The sequence below is a fragment of the Ureibacillus sp. FSL K6-2830 genome (assembly GCF_038004145.1).
GTDB classification, from domain to species: domain Bacteria; phylum Bacillota; class Bacilli; order Bacillales_A; family Planococcaceae; genus Ureibacillus; species Ureibacillus thermosphaericus.
Genome location: NZ_JBBOQR010000001.1, coordinates 1,093,710 through 1,114,016 on the forward strand (window position 1 = coordinate 1,093,710; position 20,307 = coordinate 1,114,016).

The following is a 20,307-nucleotide window of genomic DNA, read 5'->3' on the forward strand; positions in this document are numbered from 1 at the left end:
ACAAAAAAACCAGCCCCTATTATGAAGCTGGTTTAAAACAAATTACATTTTTTCTGGTGCTGAAACGCCGATTAGTCTTAATGCGTTGGCAAGAGTTACTCGAACAGCTTGAATTAATGAAAGACGCGCTTCTGTTAATTCTTTATTATCCGGATTTAACACTTTTTCCGCGTTGTAGAAGCTGTGGAATGCCGCTGCTAATTCTTGAGTATAGTTCGCAATGCGGTGAGGAGTGCGATGTTTTGCTGCTTCTGCTACGATTTGTGGGAAAGTACCTACCTTTTTCAACACTTCCTCTGATTTTTCATCCGTTAATAAATGTAAGTTTTCTAATGATGCTTGGAATCCTTGTTCTTCTGCACTGCGCAAAATAGAACAAATACGTGCATGAGCGTATTGTGCGTAGTATACAGGGTTTTCGTTTGATTCTGCAACTGCAAGATCAAGGTCAAAGTCCATATGGGAATCGCAAGCGGTTTTCACGAAGTAGTATCGTACTGCATCAAGCCCTACTTCTTCCACCAGCTCACGCATTGTTACAGCATTACCTGTACGTTTACTCATTTTATATTTTTCGCCGTTTTTATAAAGCTGCACCATTTGGATGACTTCGACTTCTAATTTATCACGGTCATAGCCAAGAGCTTGAATTGCCGCTTTCATACGCGGAATATAACCATGATGGTCTGCTCCCCATACGTTAATCAGTTTATCGAAGCCTCGTTGGATTTTATCTTCATGGTATGCAATATCTGGTGTTAAGTATGTGTATGAACCGTCTGATTTAATGAGAACGCGGTCTTTATCGTCGCCAAATGTTGTTGAGCGGAACCAAGTCGCTCCATCCTGTTCATAAACGTGGCCGTTTTCTCTTAATTTATTTAAAGCGTGGTCAATTTTTCCATTTTTATATAATGAAGTTTCGGAATACCATACATCAAATCGAACTCTGAAGTTTTCTAAGTCCTTTTTCAATTTTTCTAATTCAAGAGCTAATCCATTTTCACGGAAGAAGTTAAAACGTTCTTCATCGGATTTTTCTAAAATAGAATCGCCGTATCGTTCAACAAGTTTGTTTGCAATCTCAATAATGTCTTGGCCATAGTAGCCATCTTCCGGCATTTCCGCATCAAGTCCCAACGCTTGTTTGTAACGCGCTTCTAGGGAATAAGCCAAGTTGTTAATTTGATTTCCCGCATCGTTAATGTAATATTCACGAGTAACGTCATATCCTGCAAAATCTAAAACATTGCAAAGGGAGTCGCCGAATGCAGCACCGCGAGCATGTCCTAAGTGAAGGTCACCTGTTGGATTCGCCGATACAAACTCCACTTGAATTTTTTCTCCGCCTCCGCTATTTGAGCGACCATAATTTTCACCTTGTTCGAACACCGCTTTTACAATATCTGCAAGGAAATCTTTGCGAACAAAGATGTTGATGAAGCCCGGTCCTGCAATCTCAACTTTTTCAATATCAGTTCCTTCTGTTTCTAAATTTTCAACAATTGCTTCTGCTATTTGGCGTGGGGGTTTTTTTGCTAGCTTCGTTAGTTGCATCGCCAAGTTTGTTGCGAAGTCACCTTTTGTTTGATCTTTTGGCACTTCAATATGAACTTGAAAATCCGTTCCTTCTTCTAAAATTTGCGCTTTTAAAACAGCAGCTTTTAAAGCGTTTTTCAATGATTCTTGCAATTGTCCTACTGCATTCATGCTTGTCCCTCCGTGTATTGTATTTCCAATGTATAATGACCGACTGATTGTCCACTAATAATTAAATCATATTGCACATTAAATCTGCCACTTATATTATCTTCATCTACATGTTCGAACCCTAGGTGATAAGTTTTTGTTTGCAATGGCAACGTGCCATACATTGTGTCGTAATGACCATTTTGTTTACATTCTGTGCTAAAAGGCAGCCGCATGTTGACAGCTCCACTTCGCAAAATGAGTGCATCGTCGTTATTCATTTTTACTGTTGTACGAATTGTTTGGTCTTCTATTACTTCTTCATAGCGTAAATACATTTTACTGTTCTTTTTTAGCCAAACACCTTGAAGCCACAGTTCATATGTTTCCTCGTCCCCTTCAATTGGGCAAATCGTCGAAATGACTTTTATTTTTACGTTTTTTTCAACACTCATTTCCTGTGGGCACTCCTTATGTATTACTATAACTTATACATTATATTATTGCCTTGCAAGAAATTTCAAGGGAACGGATGAAAATTCAAAATATCAAGGCGTTGGCTTCATTTTAAACGGTTTTCCTTCTGATTAGGAAAAAATATCAAATAAAAAAGCGATTAAAGTTTTCCAATGAACTTTAATCGCCTCAAGATTTTTATTTAATCCAACCTAGAATCATTTCTCTTAATAGTTTGGAAGCCGTATTGGCTGTCATTTCAGAGTGGTCGTATACAGGAGCTACTTCTACTAAGTCAAAACCAACGACATTTACTTCACTTCTTGCAATTTCATGGATTGATGCAAGCAGTTCTTTTGATGTAATGCCGCCGCAATCTACTGTACCAGTTCCAGGAGCAAATGCAGGATCTAGCACATCGATATCCGTCGTGATATAAACGTTGCGACCTTTAAGCGTTGGAAGTACTTCTTTTAAAGGCTCTAACACTTCAAATTTCGCAATATACATGCCGTTTTCTTTCGCCCATTCAAATTCTTCTTTAAGTCCAGAACGAATACCGAAAGAATATACATTATGAGGACCAATCAATTCCGCAATTTTTCGGATTGGCGTAGCATGGCTTAATGGCTCTCCTTCATAATCTGTGCGCAAATCCGTATGTGCATCAAAATGAAGGATGGCTAAATCTGGGTATTTTTCATAAACAGCTTTCATTACAGGCCAAGACACTAAATGCTCTCCACCCATGCCGACAGGAATTTTCCCATCTGCTAACACTTTCTTTACAAACTTTTCAATTTCATCTAATGATTTTTGAGCATTCCCAAATGGAAGTGGAATATCCCCTGCATCGAAAAATTTTACTTCTTCTAATTCACGGTCTAGATATGGGCTATATTCTTCCAATCCAACAGAAACTTCACGAATTCTTGCGGGACCGAAGCGAGAACCTGGGCGGAAACTTACTGTCCAATCCATCGGCATACCATATAGGACTGCCTTTGATTCTTCGTAATTAGGATGGCTTTTTATAAAAACATTGCCAGAATATGTTTCGTCAAATCTCATATGAATCACCTACTCTATTCATCTTTTACTTACACTAATTCTAGTACCTATTACTTGAAAACTGAAAATTTCGAATCCAAAAGAATTCGGAACTTTATTCGACATTTTTCGTATTCACTATTGATTACGAAAACAAAAACTTCATTTCAAGATGAAACAATTTTCATACAGAAAAAGTATAGACGTTTTTAGACAAAAGGCAACAGTTTTTTTATGTATATTTTCGATTAAACAGTAAATTTCAAGTCCATACTATGATTAGTTGATTGAAAAGAGGTGAAATGGATGGGTAGACGTAGTTATCATCGGCATATTCGACGGAAAAAAAAGATTCGAAATATTGCTTTTTACTCGATTGCCTTTCTATGTGCAATTGTCGTATCGTTTGTAGGTTTAAGAATCTATGCGCAAGTTGCTGGAGCTCCACCACTCATCATAACGAAAGCATCCGTATTCTTAGACCGGAACGGCAATCAAATTGGCGATTATTTTACTGCTGAACGTCGATATTGGAAAGAACTAGATGAAATTTCACCTTATTTAATAGAGGCAACGATTGCAGTGGAAGATAAAGATTTCTATCAACATAATGGTTTTGATTATTCAAGAATTGCGAGTGCCGTTTTAAATGACTTAAAAACGCGCAGTAAAGCAGAAGGTGCAAGTACAATCACCCAGCAATTAGCACGGAATCTATATTTAACTTTAGAAAAAACATGGTCTCGTAAAATAATGGAAGCACTTTACGCCTATCGTTTGGAACTCTTTTATTCTAAAGATGAAATACTAGAAGCCTATTTGAATACAGTGAACTACGGTCACGGCATGTATGGAGCTGAAGCAGCAAGTAGATATTACTTTGGTAAATCCGCAAGCGATTTAACGTTAGCTGAATCTGCTTTGCTTGCGGGCATCCCTAAAGGGCCAAGTATCTATTCTCCTCTTAATAATTATGACAAAGCCTTTAATCGTCAAAAGTTAATCTTATCGTTAATGGAAGATCAAAATAAAATTTCAAGTGCAGAAAAGGAACGCGCATTATCTGAAAACATCGTGTTAAAAAATGATCAATGGACTGCTTCTAAAACGATTGCGCCTTATTTCTTGGATGTTGTGTGGCAAGAAGCGACGAAAATTTTGGAAGAGAAAAAACTCAATATTCGAGAAGGGGGCTGGATTATTAAAACGACATTAAACCAAGCTCACCAAAAGGCTGCTGAAGAGGCAATTAATAAAAATATGCCTGATAATGAATTACAAGTGGGACTTGTCAGCATGGATGTAGAAACTGGCCAAGTAACCGCCCTTGTCGGTGGACGTAATTATCGAGAAAGTTCCTATAATCGCGTAACACAAGCACTTCGTCAACCCGGTTCTGCGATAAAACCAATCCTGTATGCAGCAGCACTGGAAAATGGCTTTACACCGCTCACCTATTTAGACGTAGGTGAAACGATTTTTACTTACGATGATGGACGGGCTACCTACAAGCCACAAAACGTCAATGGAAAATTTGCAGATGGCGACATGTCGATGGCTCAGGCGATTGCGATTTCAGATAATATTTACGCAGTTAAAACATTAGAACAAATCGGCTACGATAAATTCCGAGAAATCTCTGAAAGATTTAATTTAAGATATTCCAACAAAGACAATCCATCCATGGCGCTCGGAACGATTGAAAACTCGTTATATGACTTAACAAATGCTTACAATATCATTGCTGCAAAAGGGCAATATCGAAAACCGACTACAATTCTATCAATTCATAATGCGGAAGGCGAACTTGTGTATGAATATGAAGAACCTTCTGAAGAACAAGTCATTTCTGAACAAGATGCTTTCCTATTAACTCAAATGATGACAGGCATTTTTGACCCGATATTCAGTGATTATTCCCCTGCAACTGGGGTTTCCCTTCGTTCAAGAATGACGCATACGTATGCGGCAAAATCGGGAACAACGGTTTCAGATCAATGGTTGATTGGTTATAGTCCTTCCATTACGACAGGAGTTTGGAACGGCTATGATCAAGGAAAAACGTTATCTTCTTCTTCCGATATGTCCGCCCATAAACAAGTATGGATTGATTTTATGGAGGCCGTTCATCGTGATAAACCGAATGAATCTTTTGAAGTACCAAAAGGCGTCAGAGGGGTTATGATTGATATTGAAACGGGTAAACTTGCGACAGACGCATGCCCAAAACAACGTCTCATGTATTTAAAGGAAGAAGATATTCCGACGAAAAAATGTACAGACTTTGATTTCTTTCATGAAGATGGTTGGAATGGTCTTTTTGAATTATTTCCATTCGAGTCATTAAAAGGTTTGTTTAATTAAAAAAGATAAAAAAATAAGCTTTCTCTTTCTTGGAATTTTCACGAAAGAGAAAGCTTTTTTCGTAAACAGAGATAAATGAGACATTTTGCTTGGGAAAATAAAATGCCACATTGATTCTACTCTATCTACTAAATGTCCTTGTCCTAGCTATACTATTATTTTAGCTATAAATTCAGTGTACTTATTTTTTAGAATGGTTTCAACAAAGGAATGAATATTACAACGTTTCGTCACAATTCTGACACTTTTAGATACTTTTTTCACAAATCCTATTGACAATAAAATCTGCTGTTTATATATTTTTTATTTTTTTATAGCTAATTCATCTTTTAATTGTTGACTGCTTCGTTCCCACATGCCGAGATCGTGATTTTGTAGAAAATCCGCCAATATTTTTTTCGATTCATCGTCCATATGATCGACAACAATTTTGCGTTTTAATGATTTGTCCATTTTATTTACATGGTCGGCAAGTATCTTATAACCTCTGCGCTTTTCTTTATTGACAACCATTTCGCATGCTGCAACCCCTGCGTAATATGGTCCATCTTCTTTTATATCGACAGTGACCCATACAAGCCAATATGGTTTACCGCCAGCTGAATCTTCACGGTTTGTCGTAAATTTAATGCGTTTTTCCACTTCACTCTTGGCATGCATTGCTCCCATATCGATAAATGCATGTTTTTCTTCTATATCAATAAATACTGGCGTTACATTCTCCAATGATATTGTACCTATTCCAAATCCTTTATGACCATCTGTTGGATCGTTTTTTATAATGGTAAAAGACATTTTTTGTTTTGGTTTTTCTTCATTTGTCATATTGTCATCCCCTCCATTTAAACCTATTATAATGATTATACTTCAAATTTATCCACTAGGAGGTTGCGTCATGCCAGTAGTTACAATCAAAATGTTAGAAGGTCGCACAGATGAACAGAAAAAGGCGATGGTTGAAAAAGTTACAGAAGCTCTAGTTGAAACAATTAATGCAAAACCTGAAGCGGTAACAATTATTATTGAAGAAATGTCTAAAAATCATTATGCAACAGGCGGCGTTCGCGCTTCAGATAAGTAATGTACAAAAGGATGAGGGTGACCAATTCGGCACCCTCAAATTTTTTAATTGCTCACTTTTTTTGCAAATTCATTAATGGAAAGCCCCGGCTCAATTCCTAAACGCTCGAGTGTGTATAAATCTTCCCCTAAATTCACTTTTCCTCTTCTCGTAGAAACAGCCATTCGATAACCTGCTTTTTTCACTGTATCAATAAAGCGTTGATCATACTGACCAAAAGGATAGGCAAAATAATTTGTACCTAAAATATTTTGACTTGTTAATAAGTCTTCATATAATTCTTCGCTTGAAACTGTAAGCCCCTTCGCTTTATTACCGATTAAACTGTGTAAGTTGTGGGTATGGCTACCGTAGTGAAAGACATCGCTCATCTCATCCATATCTTGTTGACTGAAAAAACGCAGCGTGTCCCATTGAAAAGGCTGTTTTGATTTCGGAATTCTACTCGTAATAATAAATTGTTCCGCAATGAAGCCATATTGCTTTAACACTGGATATGCATATTCCCTAATACTTGTAATCCCATCATCAAAGGTCAGCACAACTGCTTTCGCAGGGAGATTTACTTGTTTATGTAAATATCGTTCTAAGTCATATAGCGAAATCGTCTCAAACTGATTTTTCTTCAACCACTCCATCTGGCTGTTAAATTCTGTTGTTGTGATCGTTGTTGAAGCATTCGCATATACAGAATTTGCTTTTTCTTCCGGTGTTAAAATATGGTGGTACATCAATATCGGTATACCGTTATCAACACTTGTTCTTGCTTTTGGCATATAGCCAATTCGACCGCCAACATCTACCTTCCAGAAGTTTCCGAACTCACTAATCACCGGATATCGTAATCCTGCCTTAATGGATACCATTGGAACTAATTTTCCGGAAGTATTATCATATACTTCTAAATCGTAATTGATTAATACCGTTTGATTTGAATTTTTTGCATTTGTATTGACGTTACGGGTTGTCCATGTTTCTGATTGATAAACATCGCTTTTACTTATATAGGCATAGCCGTTTCCAAATTTTATTTCCCACCAATCTTGTTCATATTCTTTATTAATAACAAGCGGCTGATCTTTTTTCATGGTGGCAACAGGAATAAATTCACCAGTACGATTATCAAAAATTTTGACGTTATCCTGCAATGGGACGGCATAACGAACCGTACTTGCTTCCCCCATATTTATAGCCATAAAAACAAGCGGAAGCAATAAAGCGATTATTTTATGAGCGATTTTCATGTCGTTAATCCTTTCTAAAAATATTAAATATATTATTATCCTATTATAATATAATTTCTAAATCATTACAGAAAACTTTAAATCTTCCATATCCCCATGATTAATTCGTGAATTAAGCAAAAAGAAGAGGTTGGGACAAATCTAAAAAACATCATTTTCTCCAAGGAGAAAATAATGTTTTTTTGATATGTTATTAAAATTGATTTCCGTTCCGGGGACGCTTTCCGCGGGCCCGGCTCGAGCCTCCTCTGATTCATTCCTTCGCTCCTGCGGTGTTTCGAGAGGGCTCGTCGCAGGAAAGCTTTGAATTTACTTCCTTGAGCTTGCTCCGCTTTGCGACTAAGCGTGCGCGACAGAAACTTGCCCCGTCACTTCAATCAATTTTTCGTTATATCAATTTTTTATCAAAATTCTTTCAACTGCCCCTTTCATTTTTTGTTTATGTCCCAGACTCTTTTGTTTCGTTCAATAATTTCTCGATTTCTACTTTCAAGTATGGATCAAGAGTTGAATCCATTAATACTTCTTTTGGATAATAGACTTTATGATCTTTTTTCATGCGGCCTGCGATAGCATCAACAATATAAGATTCCTTTGATAGCTCTCTAATTTCACCGTTAGGCATTTCTAAAAAAATCGGCATTCGGTTCGTTTCTTCATCCGGTTCATAGTAATCGTAAGGTAAGTCAGAAGTGCAATCATGATAAATATAGTATTCTGTTTCAATACCAGCTTGTTGGAATAAATTTTTTAATTTCTCAAAGCGCTCCATCTCTTCTTCTGGATTGAGATTAATATACTCAAACAGTTTGCGGGTCACGAATCTCGTACTCAAATCTTGTAAAATAGGATCCTTTTCTTTCATCCACAATTTAAAATAAGTGATCAATAAATATTCGTCTAATTCAAGGTAATCTTCTACTGTTATATTATTTTCAAAAAAGGATTTAAAATGAACGGGTTCGACAGTAAATTGATAACCTTGCTCATATAAATGCTTCGTTCTTTTCAAGATGTTATTTAATAATACTTCCGCACTTCGAGAAACCGGGTGGAAATAGACTTGCAAATACATTTGATAGCGGGACATGATATAGTCTTCCACCGCATGCATTCCACTTGATTTAATAACAACTTTTCCTTTTCTCGGCCGCATTACTCTAAGAATTCTTTCCATATCGAAATGTCCATAACTAACGCCAGTATAATATGCATCTCTTTGTAAGTAATCCATTCGATCCGCATCTATTTGGCTGGAAATCAAGCTTACGACCAGTTGATTTTCATAGGTTTTTTCAATGACTTGTGCCACTTTTTCAGGAAAATCTTCCGATACTCTTTTTAATACCGTATTGACTTCTGTTTCTCCCAATAATATTTGCCTCGTAAAATATTCATGATCGGTTTTAAATACATTTTCAAAGGCATGAGAAAATGGTCCGTGGCCTAAATCGTGGAGTAGTGCTGCACATAGCACAAGAAGTCGCTCATCATCATTCCAATCAGATCTTCCATGAAATACATCATCCACAATGCGACGAACAACTTCATATACACCTAAAGAATGGTTAAAGCGACTATGCTCTGCACCATGAAATACAAGGTAAGTTGTACCTAATTGGCGAATTCGACGCAACCGTTGAAATTCTTTTGTTCCAATTAAATCCCAAATCACTTGGTCACGAACATGAACATATCGGTGCACGGGATCTTTAAATACTTTTTCTTCTGCAAGTTTTCTTTTTGCATATTCCACCAAAATGACTGCACCTCGTTCCTTCCAATTCTTACTATCTATTATAAGAAAGTTTCTATTTATTTACACGTAAATGGTATCATTCAGAGAAGTTTTTTTAGTATCGTTTCAAATTGTAAGAAACCGCAAGTAAATACAAAAACTTTCAAGTATTTTGTAGATTTCCCCAAATCCTTCGTTTAAAAACAACGCATTTTTTAAAAACTAATAAAAAAACAAGCTACCTTCTACCACAATAGAAAGTAGCTTTTGTTTAATCCATTTTTAATTTCGCTTTGACTTTTTCCATTAATTCTTCTTCTGTTAATGCATTAACTGGTCTCCCGTTGACGAAAGTAAACGTTTTCTTGCGACCAGGCCCGCAATATGATTGGCAGCCTATGACAATCGTTGCATCAGGATCAAGCTTTTTTAATTTAGGAATCAACGTTTTTAAATTGACGGCTTGACATTCATCGCAAACTTTAAATTCGTTTGCCGCCATAAGATCAACAACCCTTTCTATAATACAAATTCAATTCTACTTTTAGCCTAAGTGATATTTTAGACCATTACGTTACAACGATTCAAGTAAAAAAGACAAATATCCATCAAAGAACTGAAATGCATTTACGAAAGGAGCATTTAGTAAATTCATATAAAAATTTTAAAATAAAAATGAATAAATTTGGAACTTGTTGGACACGATAAGTTTTGATAATAAAAAACTACTATATTAACAGGAGGTTAAACGATGGTTAAAGTTCGACAAGATGCTTGGCTGAAAGAAAACGATGAACTACTTGCTGAAGCAGTATTAAGACATGTGAAAGAAGGCAGTACTCAACTAAACGCTTTTGAGGAAGCAGGAGACAAATTAAATAGAACTGCAGCAGCATGTGGTTTCCGATGGAATGCCGTTGTTCGCAAACGCTATGAAAAAGAACTAGAAGAAGCGAAAAGAATTCGTAAAGAGCGAATGAAATTATTAGGGATGAACGGTAGACGACGTTCACCAGGTGTTTATTTACTGCCTAGCAGTGATGGAGAACAATCCAAGCCAATCTCCTTATCTGATATGAATTTAGATATTGTTATTGCTTATTTGTTGCGTTTACAGTCTCAAAGTGGACATGACAATGAAGCTACTAAATGGCGTCAAATCGCAAACTCTGCTACTGAAAAAATAAAAGAATTAGAAAAAGAAATCGAAAGATTGCGCAAGGAAAACAAACAAATCCGGGAAGATTACGAACAATTCGTTCAAATTATGAATCGCGCTCGCAGACTTGTTACGTTGGAAGATGAAGAACCGCGCATTGCACCTGTTTTCAAAATGGAGAAGAACGGAAACTTAGTCGCTGATTATACTCACATGAATTCTAGTAAAGAAAACGTAGATGTGCCGAACTAATGCACATCTACTTATTTTTTCCAATCAATTTGTCATTACGCTCCAATACTCTCTTTAAATAAAAAGAATATAAATCTAATTCCTCCTCCACCAGCGGCTGAAACAAAACGTTTCCAGAAAGTGAAGCGAGCAATTGTTGAACTTGGAAGACTGTTTCTTGAACAGTAATGGAGCGATTTAACAACTCGCTTAAACTAGCCATCACTTCCGGCTGTACGTTCGGATATTGGAATTTAGTTTGTACATCTTTTAAACTCGTTTCATACAATGCCCGAATAAGTTCTGCTCGCTCGCTTCCACTTCCTTCAATACATAAATAAATCTGTACAGCAACCCCATTTCGTATTCGACGTTGAGAAATCCCTGCAAACTTTTTTCCTCCGATGCTTAAATCATATGAACCTGGGCAATATGAGCCGACAATTTCATAGGCTTCGATTTGATGTGCAGCTTCTGAAAATAACAACTTAATAAATTGAAACATTAATTCATAGCCAGTATTTATACTAATGGAACCTGGTGCTTCTGAAAGGACAATGGAAATATTTAATACGCCTCGATCGAGTACAACTGCAAGACCACCGGAATTTCGGACAATCGCTTCATAATGTGCTTTTTTTAATCCTTCAATTCCCTCTTGAATGTATGGCATACGATGATCCTGAATACCAAGTACAACGTAAGGATGATGCACCCATGTGCGAACAACTGGAAAAGACAAGCCTTGGCCCACTAAATGGCAAAGGGTATCATCCATCGCAAAAGACTCGAGTGGGGTACGGTTAAAAGACATTGACTGATCGATAAAACGCCACGTTTTTTGCTGTAATAATGTTTGCATTGTATATACTCCTTGTATATTAATAAGCGTCTCTATTTCAAGGATACACAAAAGTATTTTTGAATGAAAGTAAACGATTTCATGAAAGGTTCATTAATTTTAAGTTTATTTGCAAGGAATATTTTATAATTTATGCTAAGATTATTGTGAATGATTATCAATTCGAAGGAGTGTTAAAGCAATGAGCGAAGCAGCATTAACTTTAGATGGCTGGTACTGTCTGCACGATTTTCGTGCAATGGATTGGGCTTCTTGGAAATTAATCTCTGAAGAGGAACGCCAAGCAGCGATTGAAGAATTTAATCAATATCTAGATAAATTAAATCAAGTTCACGAAGCTAAAACTGGCTCTCATGCCTTTTATTCTACAATTGGCCAAAAAGCAGACTTTATGTTAATGATTCTTCGTGAAACGCCTGAAGAAATTCACGAATTAGAAACTGAATTTAATAAATTAAAAATAGCTGATTTTACAATTCCAACATATACTTATTTCTCTGTTGTGGAGCTCTCAAACTATTTAGCAAGCGATTCGAACGAAGATCCATATCAAAATCCATATGTTCGTTCACGTTTATATCCGGAACTACCTCGAACTAAATATGTTTGTTTCTATCCAATGGACAAGCGCCGTCAAGGTAATGACAACTGGTACATGTTGCCAATGTCTGAACGCCGTAATTTAATGCGCTCTCATGGTGAAATTGGACGCAAATATGCTGGAAAAGTAAAACAAATTATTTCTGGTTCTACTGGTTTAGATGACCACGAATGGGGCGTAACATTATTCTCAGATGATATGCTTCAATTTAAGAAAATTGTTTATGAAATGCGCTTTGATGAAGCTTCTGCCCGCTTCGGAGAATTTGGCGAGTTCCTCGTTGGCAACTTATTAGATCAAGAAAAATTCGCAAAATTACTTGAAATTCGGTAATTAAAAAAGCGAGACGTGTTGTTGCGTCTCGCTCATTCATTTTCATCAGGCGTTTTTAAAATCATAATGATTGTTTGAAGTAAAAAGCCGATGAAAAGAATTAAAATAAACAGATACCAATGGAGCGGTTGATTGAAGAAACTTGCAATAATAAACGCCAAAATAGCACTGACGACAATCCCAATCCATACACCTAATTGCAATTTCACCAACTCCCACTAAAATAATCTAGTTGCTCTCTTCTCCCCTCTATTTAGTATTATCTATTCCCCAATTCGTCACAAACTAACACCTCTACTCATATTCTATTCAATAGTGTTGCATGTCGAAACACGTCAAACTTTTCAATTCTAGTTTATTGATATGAGTCTCACTTTATACAACTCCATGCCGTAAAATATCTTTATTCAAGTAAATGAAACATTTTTTGCAAATTTTATTCTGATTCGTGATGGCTTGCATACATTATTTTGAGGAGGTATGAAAAATCGCCGTCATTGCAACTAATGAAGCGCAAGTTGCCTTACTTGCTCGATTGATGAGAGCCGAAGCAGAAGGAGATGGAGACCTTGGCATGTTGTTAGTTGGGAATGTAGGGGTGAACCGTGTACGGGCAGACTGTCTGGACTTTAAAAATGTCCGGACCATAGAAGATATGGTTTACCAAAGCCCGGGAGGTTTTGAGGCGGTACAAAAAAGTTATTTTTACCAGCGAGCACGTCCGCAAGACATGGCATTAGCACGCAGAGTGATTAACGGTGAACGCTTCGTTCCCGCCGACAGGGCTCTTTGGTTTTTCAAGCCTACCGGAAGCTGCCCTGCACAATGGTATGGACAATGGAATACCGGGAGATATAAGTCCCACTGCTTTTATGCACCTACTGAAGGCGTTTGTCCTGGTATTTAAGCATTAAATTATTATGAAAGGGTGTTTTGAGTGACTTACTATTATTGGGGTCCTGGTGCTTCAGGGAGTCAATATTATCAGCAACCGTATTTTGGCCAAGGCCAAATGCAGCAAACACCACCTTCTGTACAAAGCGGAAATCTTATGACACCTTCCGGAACGGTGTTACCTGGTACTGGGGGTAGACAAACAGAGGAATCTTATATTGAAAACATTTTACGTGAAAATATCGGTGTAACAGGTACATTTTCTTTCACATTCCCAAGTGCAGAAAATACAAGTGAAAACAAAGGAAATACATTGCGCATTCGCGGAGTAGTCATGCAAGCCGGTCGAGATCATGCGGTGATTCGAGAAGCGAATACAAATCACGTATACTTATTACCAATGATTTACTTTGACTATGCGCGTTTTGAAGAAGGATTTAGATATATTAATACACCGACTAGACCACAGCGTTAGTTAAACAAAATCTACATTTTCAACTAAAATGTAATTACTTAATTTCTAACGCTACGCATTTTCATCAAACATCCACTATCAGACTAATAGACTACACATCATTAAAAAGAGCGAATGGAAACTTTACATTCCTTATTCGCTCTTTTTTGTGGGTTATTCGGACAAGTCGTTAATCCTTTTATTCGATGCGGAATTTTCTGATTACCTTTTGTAAGTTTTGTGCATTATCATTTAATTCGGCAGCCACTTTATTCACTTGTTCAATCGTTGCAGCCTGCTCTTCTATATTTGCAGCAACCATTTGAATTTCGCTCGCAGATTCAGTGGATGCAATGGAAATTTCATTGATCGCAGCAGAAACCTCCTCAGCACTTGCTGAAATTTGTTCGCTTGTTGCAGATATTTCCTCAATCTGGATTTTCATCTGTTCAATTGCTTTCACAATGTTAGCGAAGTTTTGTCCTGCTTCTGAAATGACTTTTACGCCGTCTTCCACTGAACGTAATGAATTGGATACAGCTTTTTCGACATTTTCGGTATCTCGTTTAATTTCCACCGTCAGTTCAGTAATTTGACTTGCCGATTCTTTTGATTCTTCTGCAAGTTTACGAACTTCCTCAGCAACTACAGCAAATCCTTTTCCATGTTCCCCTGCCCGAGCCGCTTCAATAGCAGCATTTAATGCTAGTAAATTCGTTTGATCTGTAATTTCAGCAATAACCCTTGATATATTTTCGATTTCTTCTGTTTGTTTGCTCAATTTTTGAACTAAATCATTAACAAGGCTCGTAGAAAGACTAATGGTATCCATTTGTTTTTCTGCATGTAAAATAATTTCTCCACCGTGTACGGCCATATTGCTCGTATCTATAGAATTGGAATGTAAAAGCTGAGTGGATTCAGCAATTTTTTGTACGCCGATCGCTGTTTCATCCATCGCTCGAGCGGAATCATTTGCCGCTTGAGAGTTCGTCTGAGCCACTTCCGCTGTCGAATTAACGCGACGAGACATATCCTCGCTTGTGGAAGTAATTTCCTCAGTACTCACAGAAAGCTGTTGTGCTGCAACACTTAATTGTTCCGCGTTTTGCTGTACGCTTTGAATGAGTGTTTTTAAATTATTTTTCATCGTATTAAATGCTTTTGAAAGCTGGCCAATTTCATCTTTTGAATTCACTTGTAAATCCTTTTCCGTTAAATTACCGGATGAAACCACTTTTACTGCTTCCATTACTTTTCTTAAAGGTAACGTAATTGTTTTTCGTACAAAATATACTAAAATTCCGCTGACAATTAAGCTGGCAATTAAGACAATCACGGCAGTAAAGTTGGATGAGTAGATGGCAGCATTGGTTTCTTTTTTTATATCTTCCAATTGTTCCGTCTGGTATTGAGTTATTTTATCAATCGTATCAATAAGACCTTGTCGAATGGATTGAATATTTTCGTTATTTAATTCTTCATAATTAATCGTTTCGTTTACTATGGCAAACTCTGCATCGAATGCTTGTTTATATTGCTTTAATTCATCAATATAACCTTTCATCGTATCGGTAGCAGCTAATTCTTCTAACTTTGCTATTTGCTGATCGATTAATTGTGTGTATACACTGACCATTTCATAATTGGAATAATCTTTCGTAAGAAGAAATTTTGTGATTGAATTATCAAGTTTGGCTACTTGATAACGAACTGAAGAGACTTCTTGAAGCGCTACCACTCGTTCATTTAATGCCTCATCTACTTGATTATCGATTCTATTAAAATTTATAAAACTAACAATCATCGATATACACAGTAGCCCGATTAAGGAATAAAAAGCTACATTCATTTTTCCCCAGATGCTCATCCTGGTCACCTCATCATATGGAAATATACTATAAGTCTATTATACTATTTTCTTTTTCATTTTTTATTAGATATAAGGAAGATTTTATAAAAATTAATATGATTATCTATTTTCCAAATAAGTTAGTGTAGCAAGTCCCATCGTTTTTGCAGCAATTAACATCGCTCGTTCATCAAAATTAAATTTTGGATGATGATGTGGATATGCTGTTTCCCAATCTGGGTGTTTTGCACCAGTTATAAAAAATGTACCAGGCACTTTTTGCAAATAATAAGCAAAGTCTTCTCCAACCATCAATGGTTCACATTCTTTTACTTGATTTACTTCAGAAATGGCTTTTGCAATATCAGCTAAAAAGGCTGTTTCATCTGGATGATTCACAACGGCAGGATAACCTCTCGTATATTTAAATTCATAAGTCGCATTTGCTCCATCACATATCGCTTTAAGCAGAGATTCCAACTCTTTTTCAATTTGATTGCGCACCTTTTCATCGAGTGTACGGACAGTTCCTTTTAATGTAGCTTTTTCCGAAATAATATTGTACGCTTTCCCAGCTTCAAATTGTCCTACCGTAATGACCGCTTGTTTGAGTGGACTAATTCTTCGCGAAATGATGGTTTGCAACTGGCTTACATATTGAGCACCAAGGACGATGGAATCTATAGCATTATGAGGCTCTGCTCCATGTCCACCTTTACCATGAATTGTCACTTCGAACATATCTGGAGCTGCCATAATCGCACCACTTTTTACATGGATTTCTCCTAATGGCGTAGGAGCCCAAAGATGCGTTCCGAAAATCACATCTACCCCATCTAAACAACCATCTTCAATCATCGGTTTTGCACCGCCCGGAAGCACTTCTTCCGCAAATTGATGAATGAACACAATATTCCCGCTGATTTCTTCCCTCATTTCGTAAAGTGCTTTAGCTAATATTAAGAGCGTTGCCGTATGACCGTCATGCCCACAAGCATGCATAACTCCATCTACCTTTGATTTATAAGGGATATCGTTTTCTTCTTGGATTGGCAATGCATCAAAGTCAGCCCTGAGCGCCACTGTTTTTCCAGGTTTTGCTCCACGTAAAGTGGCTACAACTCCTCTTCCACCGACTCCTTCTCGAACTTCAAGGCCTATTTCACGATGGAAATTCGCAATATATTGAGGTGTGTGCACTTCTTGAAAAGATAGCTCTGGATTTGCATGTAAATATCTTCGAATGGAAACCATTTCCTCATAGTATCGATCTAACAATAGCAATAATTTTTCCAATGTAAAAACCCCTTTCCAAGTTGCGTCCTTTTACATATTATCGTACCACGAATAAGCACCATAGAATGTGTCGAAATATTGCGTAAATCAAATTATACTTTTTATACTTCCTTTAATATATTCCTATAACCATAAAAAAAGCAGCTTAAAGCCGTTCACATGGACTTCAAACTGCTAAAGTTTTGATTAGTAAATTCTGCTTTTTGCTACACCAATCATGAGCAAAACCCATCCTGTTAAAAATAATACTCCACCGATTGGGGTAATAGCACCTAAAATTCCGATACCCGAAACAGCGAGTATGTATAAACTGCCGGAGAAGAATAAAATACCAATGGACATAGTGAGAAACGACCATTTTAAAGGAGACGTATCTCCTATTAATCTTGGATGCATTAAAATGCCGACTAGAACGATGCCCGCTGCATGAAACATTTGATATTGAACAGCAGTATCCCAAATTCCTGCACCATAGTCATCCAATACTTCTTTTAATGCATGTGCACCGAATGCTCCTAATGCAACCGCTAAAAAACCAAATACTGCACCTGTTATAATAGAACCTTTCATTTTACAAAACCTCTTTTTTATTTTTATTTTTAAAAATCAAAAATTGATTCCCCGTTTGCATCCTCTTCATCTAGTTTGGTTGAAGGGGGAAGTTGATTTCCGTGAGATACTTGCACATAGCTTGGCATTTGCCTTTGCACATTACTTTGCACTTGGTCTTTTTGGGCAAAGGACGTTGGTCGTTTTTCTGAGTTTAATGCTACATCACATAACGCTCGAATGGCGCTCAACAATTCACGTAACTCTTGTTCACTAGTCGTTTGTTTTGCTTGTGCCGTATAACGTTCAATTTGGTTAAACAATCTTTCGTAGGAAATCATTTTCTTTCCCCCTGTAATTCCTTTCGTTCAAACTTTAAACAATCCATCCCGGAAGATTGTTTTACAACAACAGACGGTAATTGTCTTGTTTTGAATTGATAAGCTGTACAACCTCGTGGATTGTTTGGATCCCACGTTACTTTAAAATATTTACACTTAAAACAGTTGACTTTCATGGGAAACCCACCTTTTATTTCACTCTACCAAATTTCCAGTGTTGTGAAAAGTTTAATCAAAGTTGTTCAAAAACTTGCTAAAAAGTTGGTGCTCATTTTATGTTAAACACCAATCAATTGGTTCTTTTCCCCATTCAATTAACTGTGCGTTGATTTTAGAGAAAGGTCTACTCCCGAAAAATCCGCGATGAGCGCTTAATGGGCTTGGATGGGGCGCTTGTAAAATGCAGTGATGAGACCCCTTTCGTTGAATGATTGTCCTTTTCATTTGTGCAGGTCTTCCCCATAATACAAAAACGATTGGGTCTTGCCGCTCTGCTAATTTTTCAATAACGGTATCGGTAAATTGCTCCCAACCCATACCTTTATGGGAGTTGGCCTCCCCTTGTCTCACTGTCAACACCGTGTTTAATAAGAATACTCCTTGTTTCGCCCATTTCATTAAATAGCCGTCCTTTGGAATGGGACAGCCTAAATCATTATGTAATTCAAGGAATATATTTCGTAGACTTGGTGGATGAGGCACACCTGGTTTAACAGAAAAACACATGCCGTGAGCTTGTCCAGGTCCGTGATATGGATCTTGACCTAAAATGACAACTTTTACATCTTTGTATGGAACAGAGTAAAAAGCACTCATCACTTCATCAATTGGCGGATAAACAATTTTTGTACTATATTCTTCAGCTACAAATTTTCTTAAATTCTTGTAGTAAGTTTTTTCGAATTCATCTTGCAAAATTTCTTGCCAGTCATTATCGAATACTTTTTTCAAATCAGAACACCTCTCTTTCAACCTACTTGATTACGTGAAGATTATCAATAGTTTTATATAATCTGTTCGGACACGCTTTGGAAAACTTTCTCTTTATTTATAATTTATACCTAGCTAGTTGTGTTCTGACTATATCATTTTTTATCATTCTGACCATTTTTGTAAAGTCAGATTAGGTATATACTAAAAACACAATCATTAAGTAGGAGTTGAGCAAATTGACATTGAAGAAAACATTAACGATTGCTGGGTCTGATGCATCAGGCGGTGCCGGAACTCACGCAGATTTAAAAACTTTCCAAGAATACGGTACTTATGGAATGCAAGCTTTAACTTGCATTGCAACAATGGATCCAGATCATGGTTGGAGACATAGTGTATATACATTGCCAATCGATGTATTGAAAGAACAACTAAAAACGGCCATTTCTACCGGCATTGATGCAGTGAAAACTGGAATGCTTCCTAATGAAGAAGTGATTCAGGTTGCGGCAGAAGGCATTCAACAATCAGGAACTAATAATGTCGTAATTGATCCAGTGATGGTATGTAAAGGTGAAGATGAGGTATTAAACCCAGGTAATGTGGATGCCATGATTCAATATCTTTTACCTCTTGCCCTTGTCACAACTCCAAACTTGTTTGAAGCGGGACAATTAGCTGGAATGAAAACACCAAAAAACATTGAAGAAATGAAAGAGGCGGCAGAAAAAATTCATGCATTAGGCGCAAAAAACGTGGTTATTAAAGGTGGCCGTTCTCTCGGAACAGAAAAAGCCATTGATTTATTTTTCGATGGGGACAAGTTTTATGCATTAGAGACGGACCCTATTGAAACAAATTATAATCACGGTGCAGGCTGTACTTTTGCAGCAAGCATTACTGCAAATTTAGCAAATGGCTTATCCGTACAAGAAGCAGTTGTTGCTTCAAAAGAATTCGTTGCAGCAGCAATCCAGCATGGCTGGCGATTGAATCAATATGTTGGTCCAGTGATGCATGGAGCAAAAAACGTATTTGGAGCTCCAAAAGTTACAATAAATGAAATTTAATTTCCAAATACACTTTCCCAATGATATTCATCCAATCCCAAAAGCAATGAAATTTCAAAAAAATAGCATTTTATTAAGAAAACACCCGTACAATGAAAATGTACGGGTGT

At 37.0% G+C, this 20,307-nt stretch carries 22 protein-coding genes; 7 read left to right on the plus strand and 15 right to left on the minus strand.

Going from position 1 to position 20,307, the window contains the following annotated elements:
- Positions 1-42: 42 nt before the first annotated feature.
- From argS to speB, 3 genes are all read right to left on the minus strand, one after another.
- Complete coding sequence (argS, locus tag NSU17_RS05330) at positions 43-1,710, minus strand: arginine--tRNA ligase (RefSeq protein WP_016837286.1); 1,668 nt, start codon at positions 1,708-1,710, stop codon at positions 43-45.
- The gene (locus NSU17_RS05335; protein WP_340434838.1) at positions 1,707-2,144 is read right to left on the minus strand and encodes a DUF1934 domain-containing protein; all 438 of its coding nucleotides are present in this window, start codon (positions 2,142-2,144) and stop codon (positions 1,707-1,709) included. The genes argS and NSU17_RS05335 overlap by 4 nt, the downstream gene beginning before the upstream one ends.
- 199 nt (positions 2,145-2,343) lie before the next feature.
- Positions 2,344-3,216, minus strand: coding sequence for an agmatinase (speB, locus tag NSU17_RS05340; RefSeq protein ID WP_340704499.1), 873 nt, complete (start codon positions 3,214-3,216; stop codon positions 2,344-2,346).
- Positions 3,217-3,501: 285 nt separating this feature from the next.
- Between speB and NSU17_RS05345 the strand changes: the two genes are divergently transcribed.
- Positions 3,502-5,559, plus strand: coding sequence for a transglycosylase domain-containing protein (locus NSU17_RS05345; protein ID WP_340704500.1), 2,058 nt, complete (start codon positions 3,502-3,504; stop codon positions 5,557-5,559).
- Positions 5,560-5,862: 303 nt separating this feature from the next.
- Here the strand turns inward: NSU17_RS05345 and NSU17_RS05350 are convergent, their stop codons facing one another.
- The gene (locus NSU17_RS05350; protein WP_340704501.1) at positions 5,863-6,384 is read right to left on the minus strand and encodes a YwhD family protein; all 522 of its coding nucleotides are present in this window, start codon (positions 6,382-6,384) and stop codon (positions 5,863-5,865) included.
- A gap of 70 nt (positions 6,385-6,454) precedes the next feature.
- On the opposite strand from NSU17_RS05350, the gene NSU17_RS05355 reads away from it, so the two are divergent.
- Complete coding sequence (locus NSU17_RS05355) at positions 6,455-6,640, plus strand: 2-hydroxymuconate tautomerase (RefSeq protein ID WP_016837291.1); 186 nt, start codon at positions 6,455-6,457, stop codon at positions 6,638-6,640.
- A 44-nt stretch (positions 6,641-6,684) separates the two neighbouring features.
- Here NSU17_RS05355 and NSU17_RS05360 read toward each other — a convergent pair whose 3' ends face one another.
- The 3 genes from NSU17_RS05360 to NSU17_RS05370 form a co-directional block, all read right to left on the minus strand.
- Positions 6,685-7,884: a polysaccharide deacetylase family protein gene (locus NSU17_RS05360; protein ID WP_340704502.1), complete on the minus strand. Its 1,200-nt coding sequence runs from the start codon at positions 7,882-7,884 to the stop codon at positions 6,685-6,687.
- A gap of 439 nt (positions 7,885-8,323) precedes the next feature.
- Positions 8,324-9,646 carry an HD domain-containing protein gene (locus NSU17_RS05365; protein ID WP_445684089.1) on the minus strand — a complete coding sequence of 441 codons (1,323 nt, stop codon included), beginning with the start codon at positions 9,644-9,646 and terminating at the stop codon, positions 8,324-8,326.
- 247 nt (positions 9,647-9,893) lie between these two features.
- On the minus strand, positions 9,894-10,124 hold the full coding sequence (locus NSU17_RS05370) for a DUF1450 domain-containing protein (protein WP_016837294.1): 231 nt from the start codon (positions 10,122-10,124) through the stop codon (positions 9,894-9,896).
- Positions 10,125-10,373: 249 nt separating this feature from the next.
- On the opposite strand from NSU17_RS05370, the gene NSU17_RS05375 reads away from it, so the two are divergent.
- Positions 10,374-11,033: an RsfA family transcriptional regulator gene (locus NSU17_RS05375; protein ID WP_168412650.1), complete on the plus strand. Its 660-nt coding sequence runs from the start codon at positions 10,374-10,376 to the stop codon at positions 11,031-11,033.
- Between the two features lie 7 nt (positions 11,034-11,040).
- Here NSU17_RS05375 and NSU17_RS05380 read toward each other — a convergent pair whose 3' ends face one another.
- A complete protein-coding gene (locus tag NSU17_RS05380; RefSeq protein WP_016837296.1) occupies positions 11,041-11,874 on the minus strand; it encodes a lipoate--protein ligase family protein in 834 nt (277 codons plus the stop codon).
- 181 nt (positions 11,875-12,055) lie between these two features.
- Here NSU17_RS05380 and hemQ point away from each other — a divergent pair, with 181 nt between their 5' ends.
- Positions 12,056-12,808 (plus strand): hydrogen peroxide-dependent heme synthase, encoded by a 753-nt coding sequence (gene hemQ / locus NSU17_RS05385; protein ID WP_096550296.1) that lies wholly within the window; start codon positions 12,056-12,058, stop codon positions 12,806-12,808.
- 32 nt (positions 12,809-12,840) lie between these two features.
- Here the strand turns inward: hemQ and NSU17_RS05390 are convergent, their stop codons facing one another.
- A complete protein-coding gene (locus tag NSU17_RS05390) occupies positions 12,841-13,011 on the minus strand; it encodes a hypothetical protein (RefSeq protein ID WP_016837298.1) in 171 nt (56 codons plus the stop codon).
- Between the two features lie 335 nt (positions 13,012-13,346).
- Between NSU17_RS05390 and NSU17_RS05395 the strand changes: the two genes are divergently transcribed.
- Positions 13,347-13,715: a cell wall hydrolase gene (locus NSU17_RS05395; protein WP_445684090.1), complete on the plus strand. Its 369-nt coding sequence runs from the start codon at positions 13,347-13,349 to the stop codon at positions 13,713-13,715.
- Between the two features lie 30 nt (positions 13,716-13,745).
- Positions 13,746-14,177, plus strand: coding sequence for a spore coat protein GerQ (locus tag NSU17_RS05400; protein WP_340704503.1), 432 nt, complete (start codon positions 13,746-13,748; stop codon positions 14,175-14,177).
- A 178-nt stretch (positions 14,178-14,355) separates the two neighbouring features.
- Here NSU17_RS05400 and NSU17_RS05405 read toward each other — a convergent pair whose 3' ends face one another.
- The 6 genes from NSU17_RS05405 to NSU17_RS05430 all read right to left on the minus strand — a co-directional run bounded on the left by NSU17_RS05405 (position 14,356) and on the right by NSU17_RS05430 (position 19,145).
- Positions 14,356-16,026 (minus strand): methyl-accepting chemotaxis protein, encoded by a 1,671-nt coding sequence (locus NSU17_RS05405; protein ID WP_340704504.1) that lies wholly within the window; start codon positions 16,024-16,026, stop codon positions 14,356-14,358.
- Between the two features lie 102 nt (positions 16,027-16,128).
- Positions 16,129-17,304, minus strand: coding sequence for a M20 family metallopeptidase (locus tag NSU17_RS05410; RefSeq protein WP_340704505.1), 1,176 nt, complete (start codon positions 17,302-17,304; stop codon positions 16,129-16,131).
- A gap of 186 nt (positions 17,305-17,490) precedes the next feature.
- The gene (locus NSU17_RS05415; protein WP_340704506.1) at positions 17,491-17,874 is read right to left on the minus strand and encodes a DUF423 domain-containing protein; all 384 of its coding nucleotides are present in this window, start codon (positions 17,872-17,874) and stop codon (positions 17,491-17,493) included.
- Positions 17,875-17,903: 29 nt separating this feature from the next.
- Positions 17,904-18,194 carry a YwdI family protein gene (locus NSU17_RS05420; RefSeq protein WP_340704507.1) on the minus strand — a complete coding sequence of 97 codons (291 nt, stop codon included), beginning with the start codon at positions 18,192-18,194 and terminating at the stop codon, positions 17,904-17,906.
- A complete protein-coding gene (locus tag NSU17_RS05425; protein WP_168412653.1) occupies positions 18,191-18,370 on the minus strand; it encodes a uracil-DNA glycosylase in 180 nt (59 codons plus the stop codon). Before NSU17_RS05425 ends, NSU17_RS05420 begins: the two co-directional genes overlap by 4 nt.
- A 97-nt stretch (positions 18,371-18,467) precedes the next feature.
- The gene (locus NSU17_RS05430) at positions 18,468-19,145 is read right to left on the minus strand and encodes a uracil-DNA glycosylase (protein WP_096550293.1); all 678 of its coding nucleotides are present in this window, start codon (positions 19,143-19,145) and stop codon (positions 18,468-18,470) included.
- A 218-nt stretch (positions 19,146-19,363) separates the two neighbouring features.
- On the opposite strand from NSU17_RS05430, the gene thiD reads away from it, so the two are divergent.
- Complete coding sequence (gene thiD, locus NSU17_RS05435; protein WP_340704508.1) at positions 19,364-20,197, plus strand: bifunctional hydroxymethylpyrimidine kinase/phosphomethylpyrimidine kinase; 834 nt, start codon at positions 19,364-19,366, stop codon at positions 20,195-20,197.
- Positions 20,198-20,307: the final 110 nt, after the last annotated feature.

Coding starts and splice junctions, on each gene's coding strand:
- argS (WP_016837286.1), bottom strand. CDS start 1,710: ATGAATGCAGTAGGACAATTGCAAGAATCATTGAAAAACGCTTTAAAA.
- NSU17_RS05335 (WP_340434838.1), bottom strand. CDS start 2,144: ATGAGTGTTGAAAAAAACGTAAAAATAAAAGTCATTTCGACGATTTGC.
- speB (WP_340704499.1), bottom strand. CDS start 3,216: ATGAGATTTGACGAAACATATTCTGGCAATGTTTTTATAAAAAGCCAT.
- NSU17_RS05345 (WP_340704500.1), top strand. CDS start 3,502: ATGGGTAGACGTAGTTATCATCGGCATATTCGACGGAAAAAAAAGATT.
- NSU17_RS05350 (WP_340704501.1), bottom strand. CDS start 6,384: ATGACAAATGAAGAAAAACCAAAACAAAAAATGTCTTTTACCATTATA.
- NSU17_RS05355 (WP_016837291.1), top strand. CDS start 6,455: ATGCCAGTAGTTACAATCAAAATGTTAGAAGGTCGCACAGATGAACAG.
- NSU17_RS05360 (WP_340704502.1), bottom strand. CDS start 7,884: ATGAAAATCGCTCATAAAATAATCGCTTTATTGCTTCCGCTTGTTTTT.
- NSU17_RS05370 (WP_016837294.1), bottom strand. CDS start 10,124: ATGGCGGCAAACGAATTTAAAGTTTGCGATGAATGTCAAGCCGTCAAT.
- NSU17_RS05375 (WP_168412650.1), top strand. CDS start 10,374: ATGGTTAAAGTTCGACAAGATGCTTGGCTGAAAGAAAACGATGAACTA.
- NSU17_RS05380 (WP_016837296.1), bottom strand. CDS start 11,874: ATGCAAACATTATTACAGCAAAAAACGTGGCGTTTTATCGATCAGTCA.
- hemQ (WP_096550296.1), top strand. CDS start 12,056: ATGAGCGAAGCAGCATTAACTTTAGATGGCTGGTACTGTCTGCACGAT.
- NSU17_RS05395 (WP_445684090.1), top strand. CDS start 13,347: ATGAGAGCCGAAGCAGAAGGAGATGGAGACCTTGGCATGTTGTTAGTT.
- NSU17_RS05405 (WP_340704504.1), bottom strand. CDS start 16,026: ATGAGCATCTGGGGAAAAATGAATGTAGCTTTTTATTCCTTAATCGGG.
- NSU17_RS05415 (WP_340704506.1), bottom strand. CDS start 17,874: ATGAAAGGTTCTATTATAACAGGTGCAGTATTTGGTTTTTTAGCGGTT.
- NSU17_RS05420 (WP_340704507.1), bottom strand. CDS start 18,194: ATGATTTCCTACGAAAGATTGTTTAACCAAATTGAACGTTATACGGCA.
- NSU17_RS05425 (WP_168412653.1), bottom strand. CDS start 18,370: ATGAAAGTCAACTGTTTTAAGTGTAAATATTTTAAAGTAACGTGGGAT.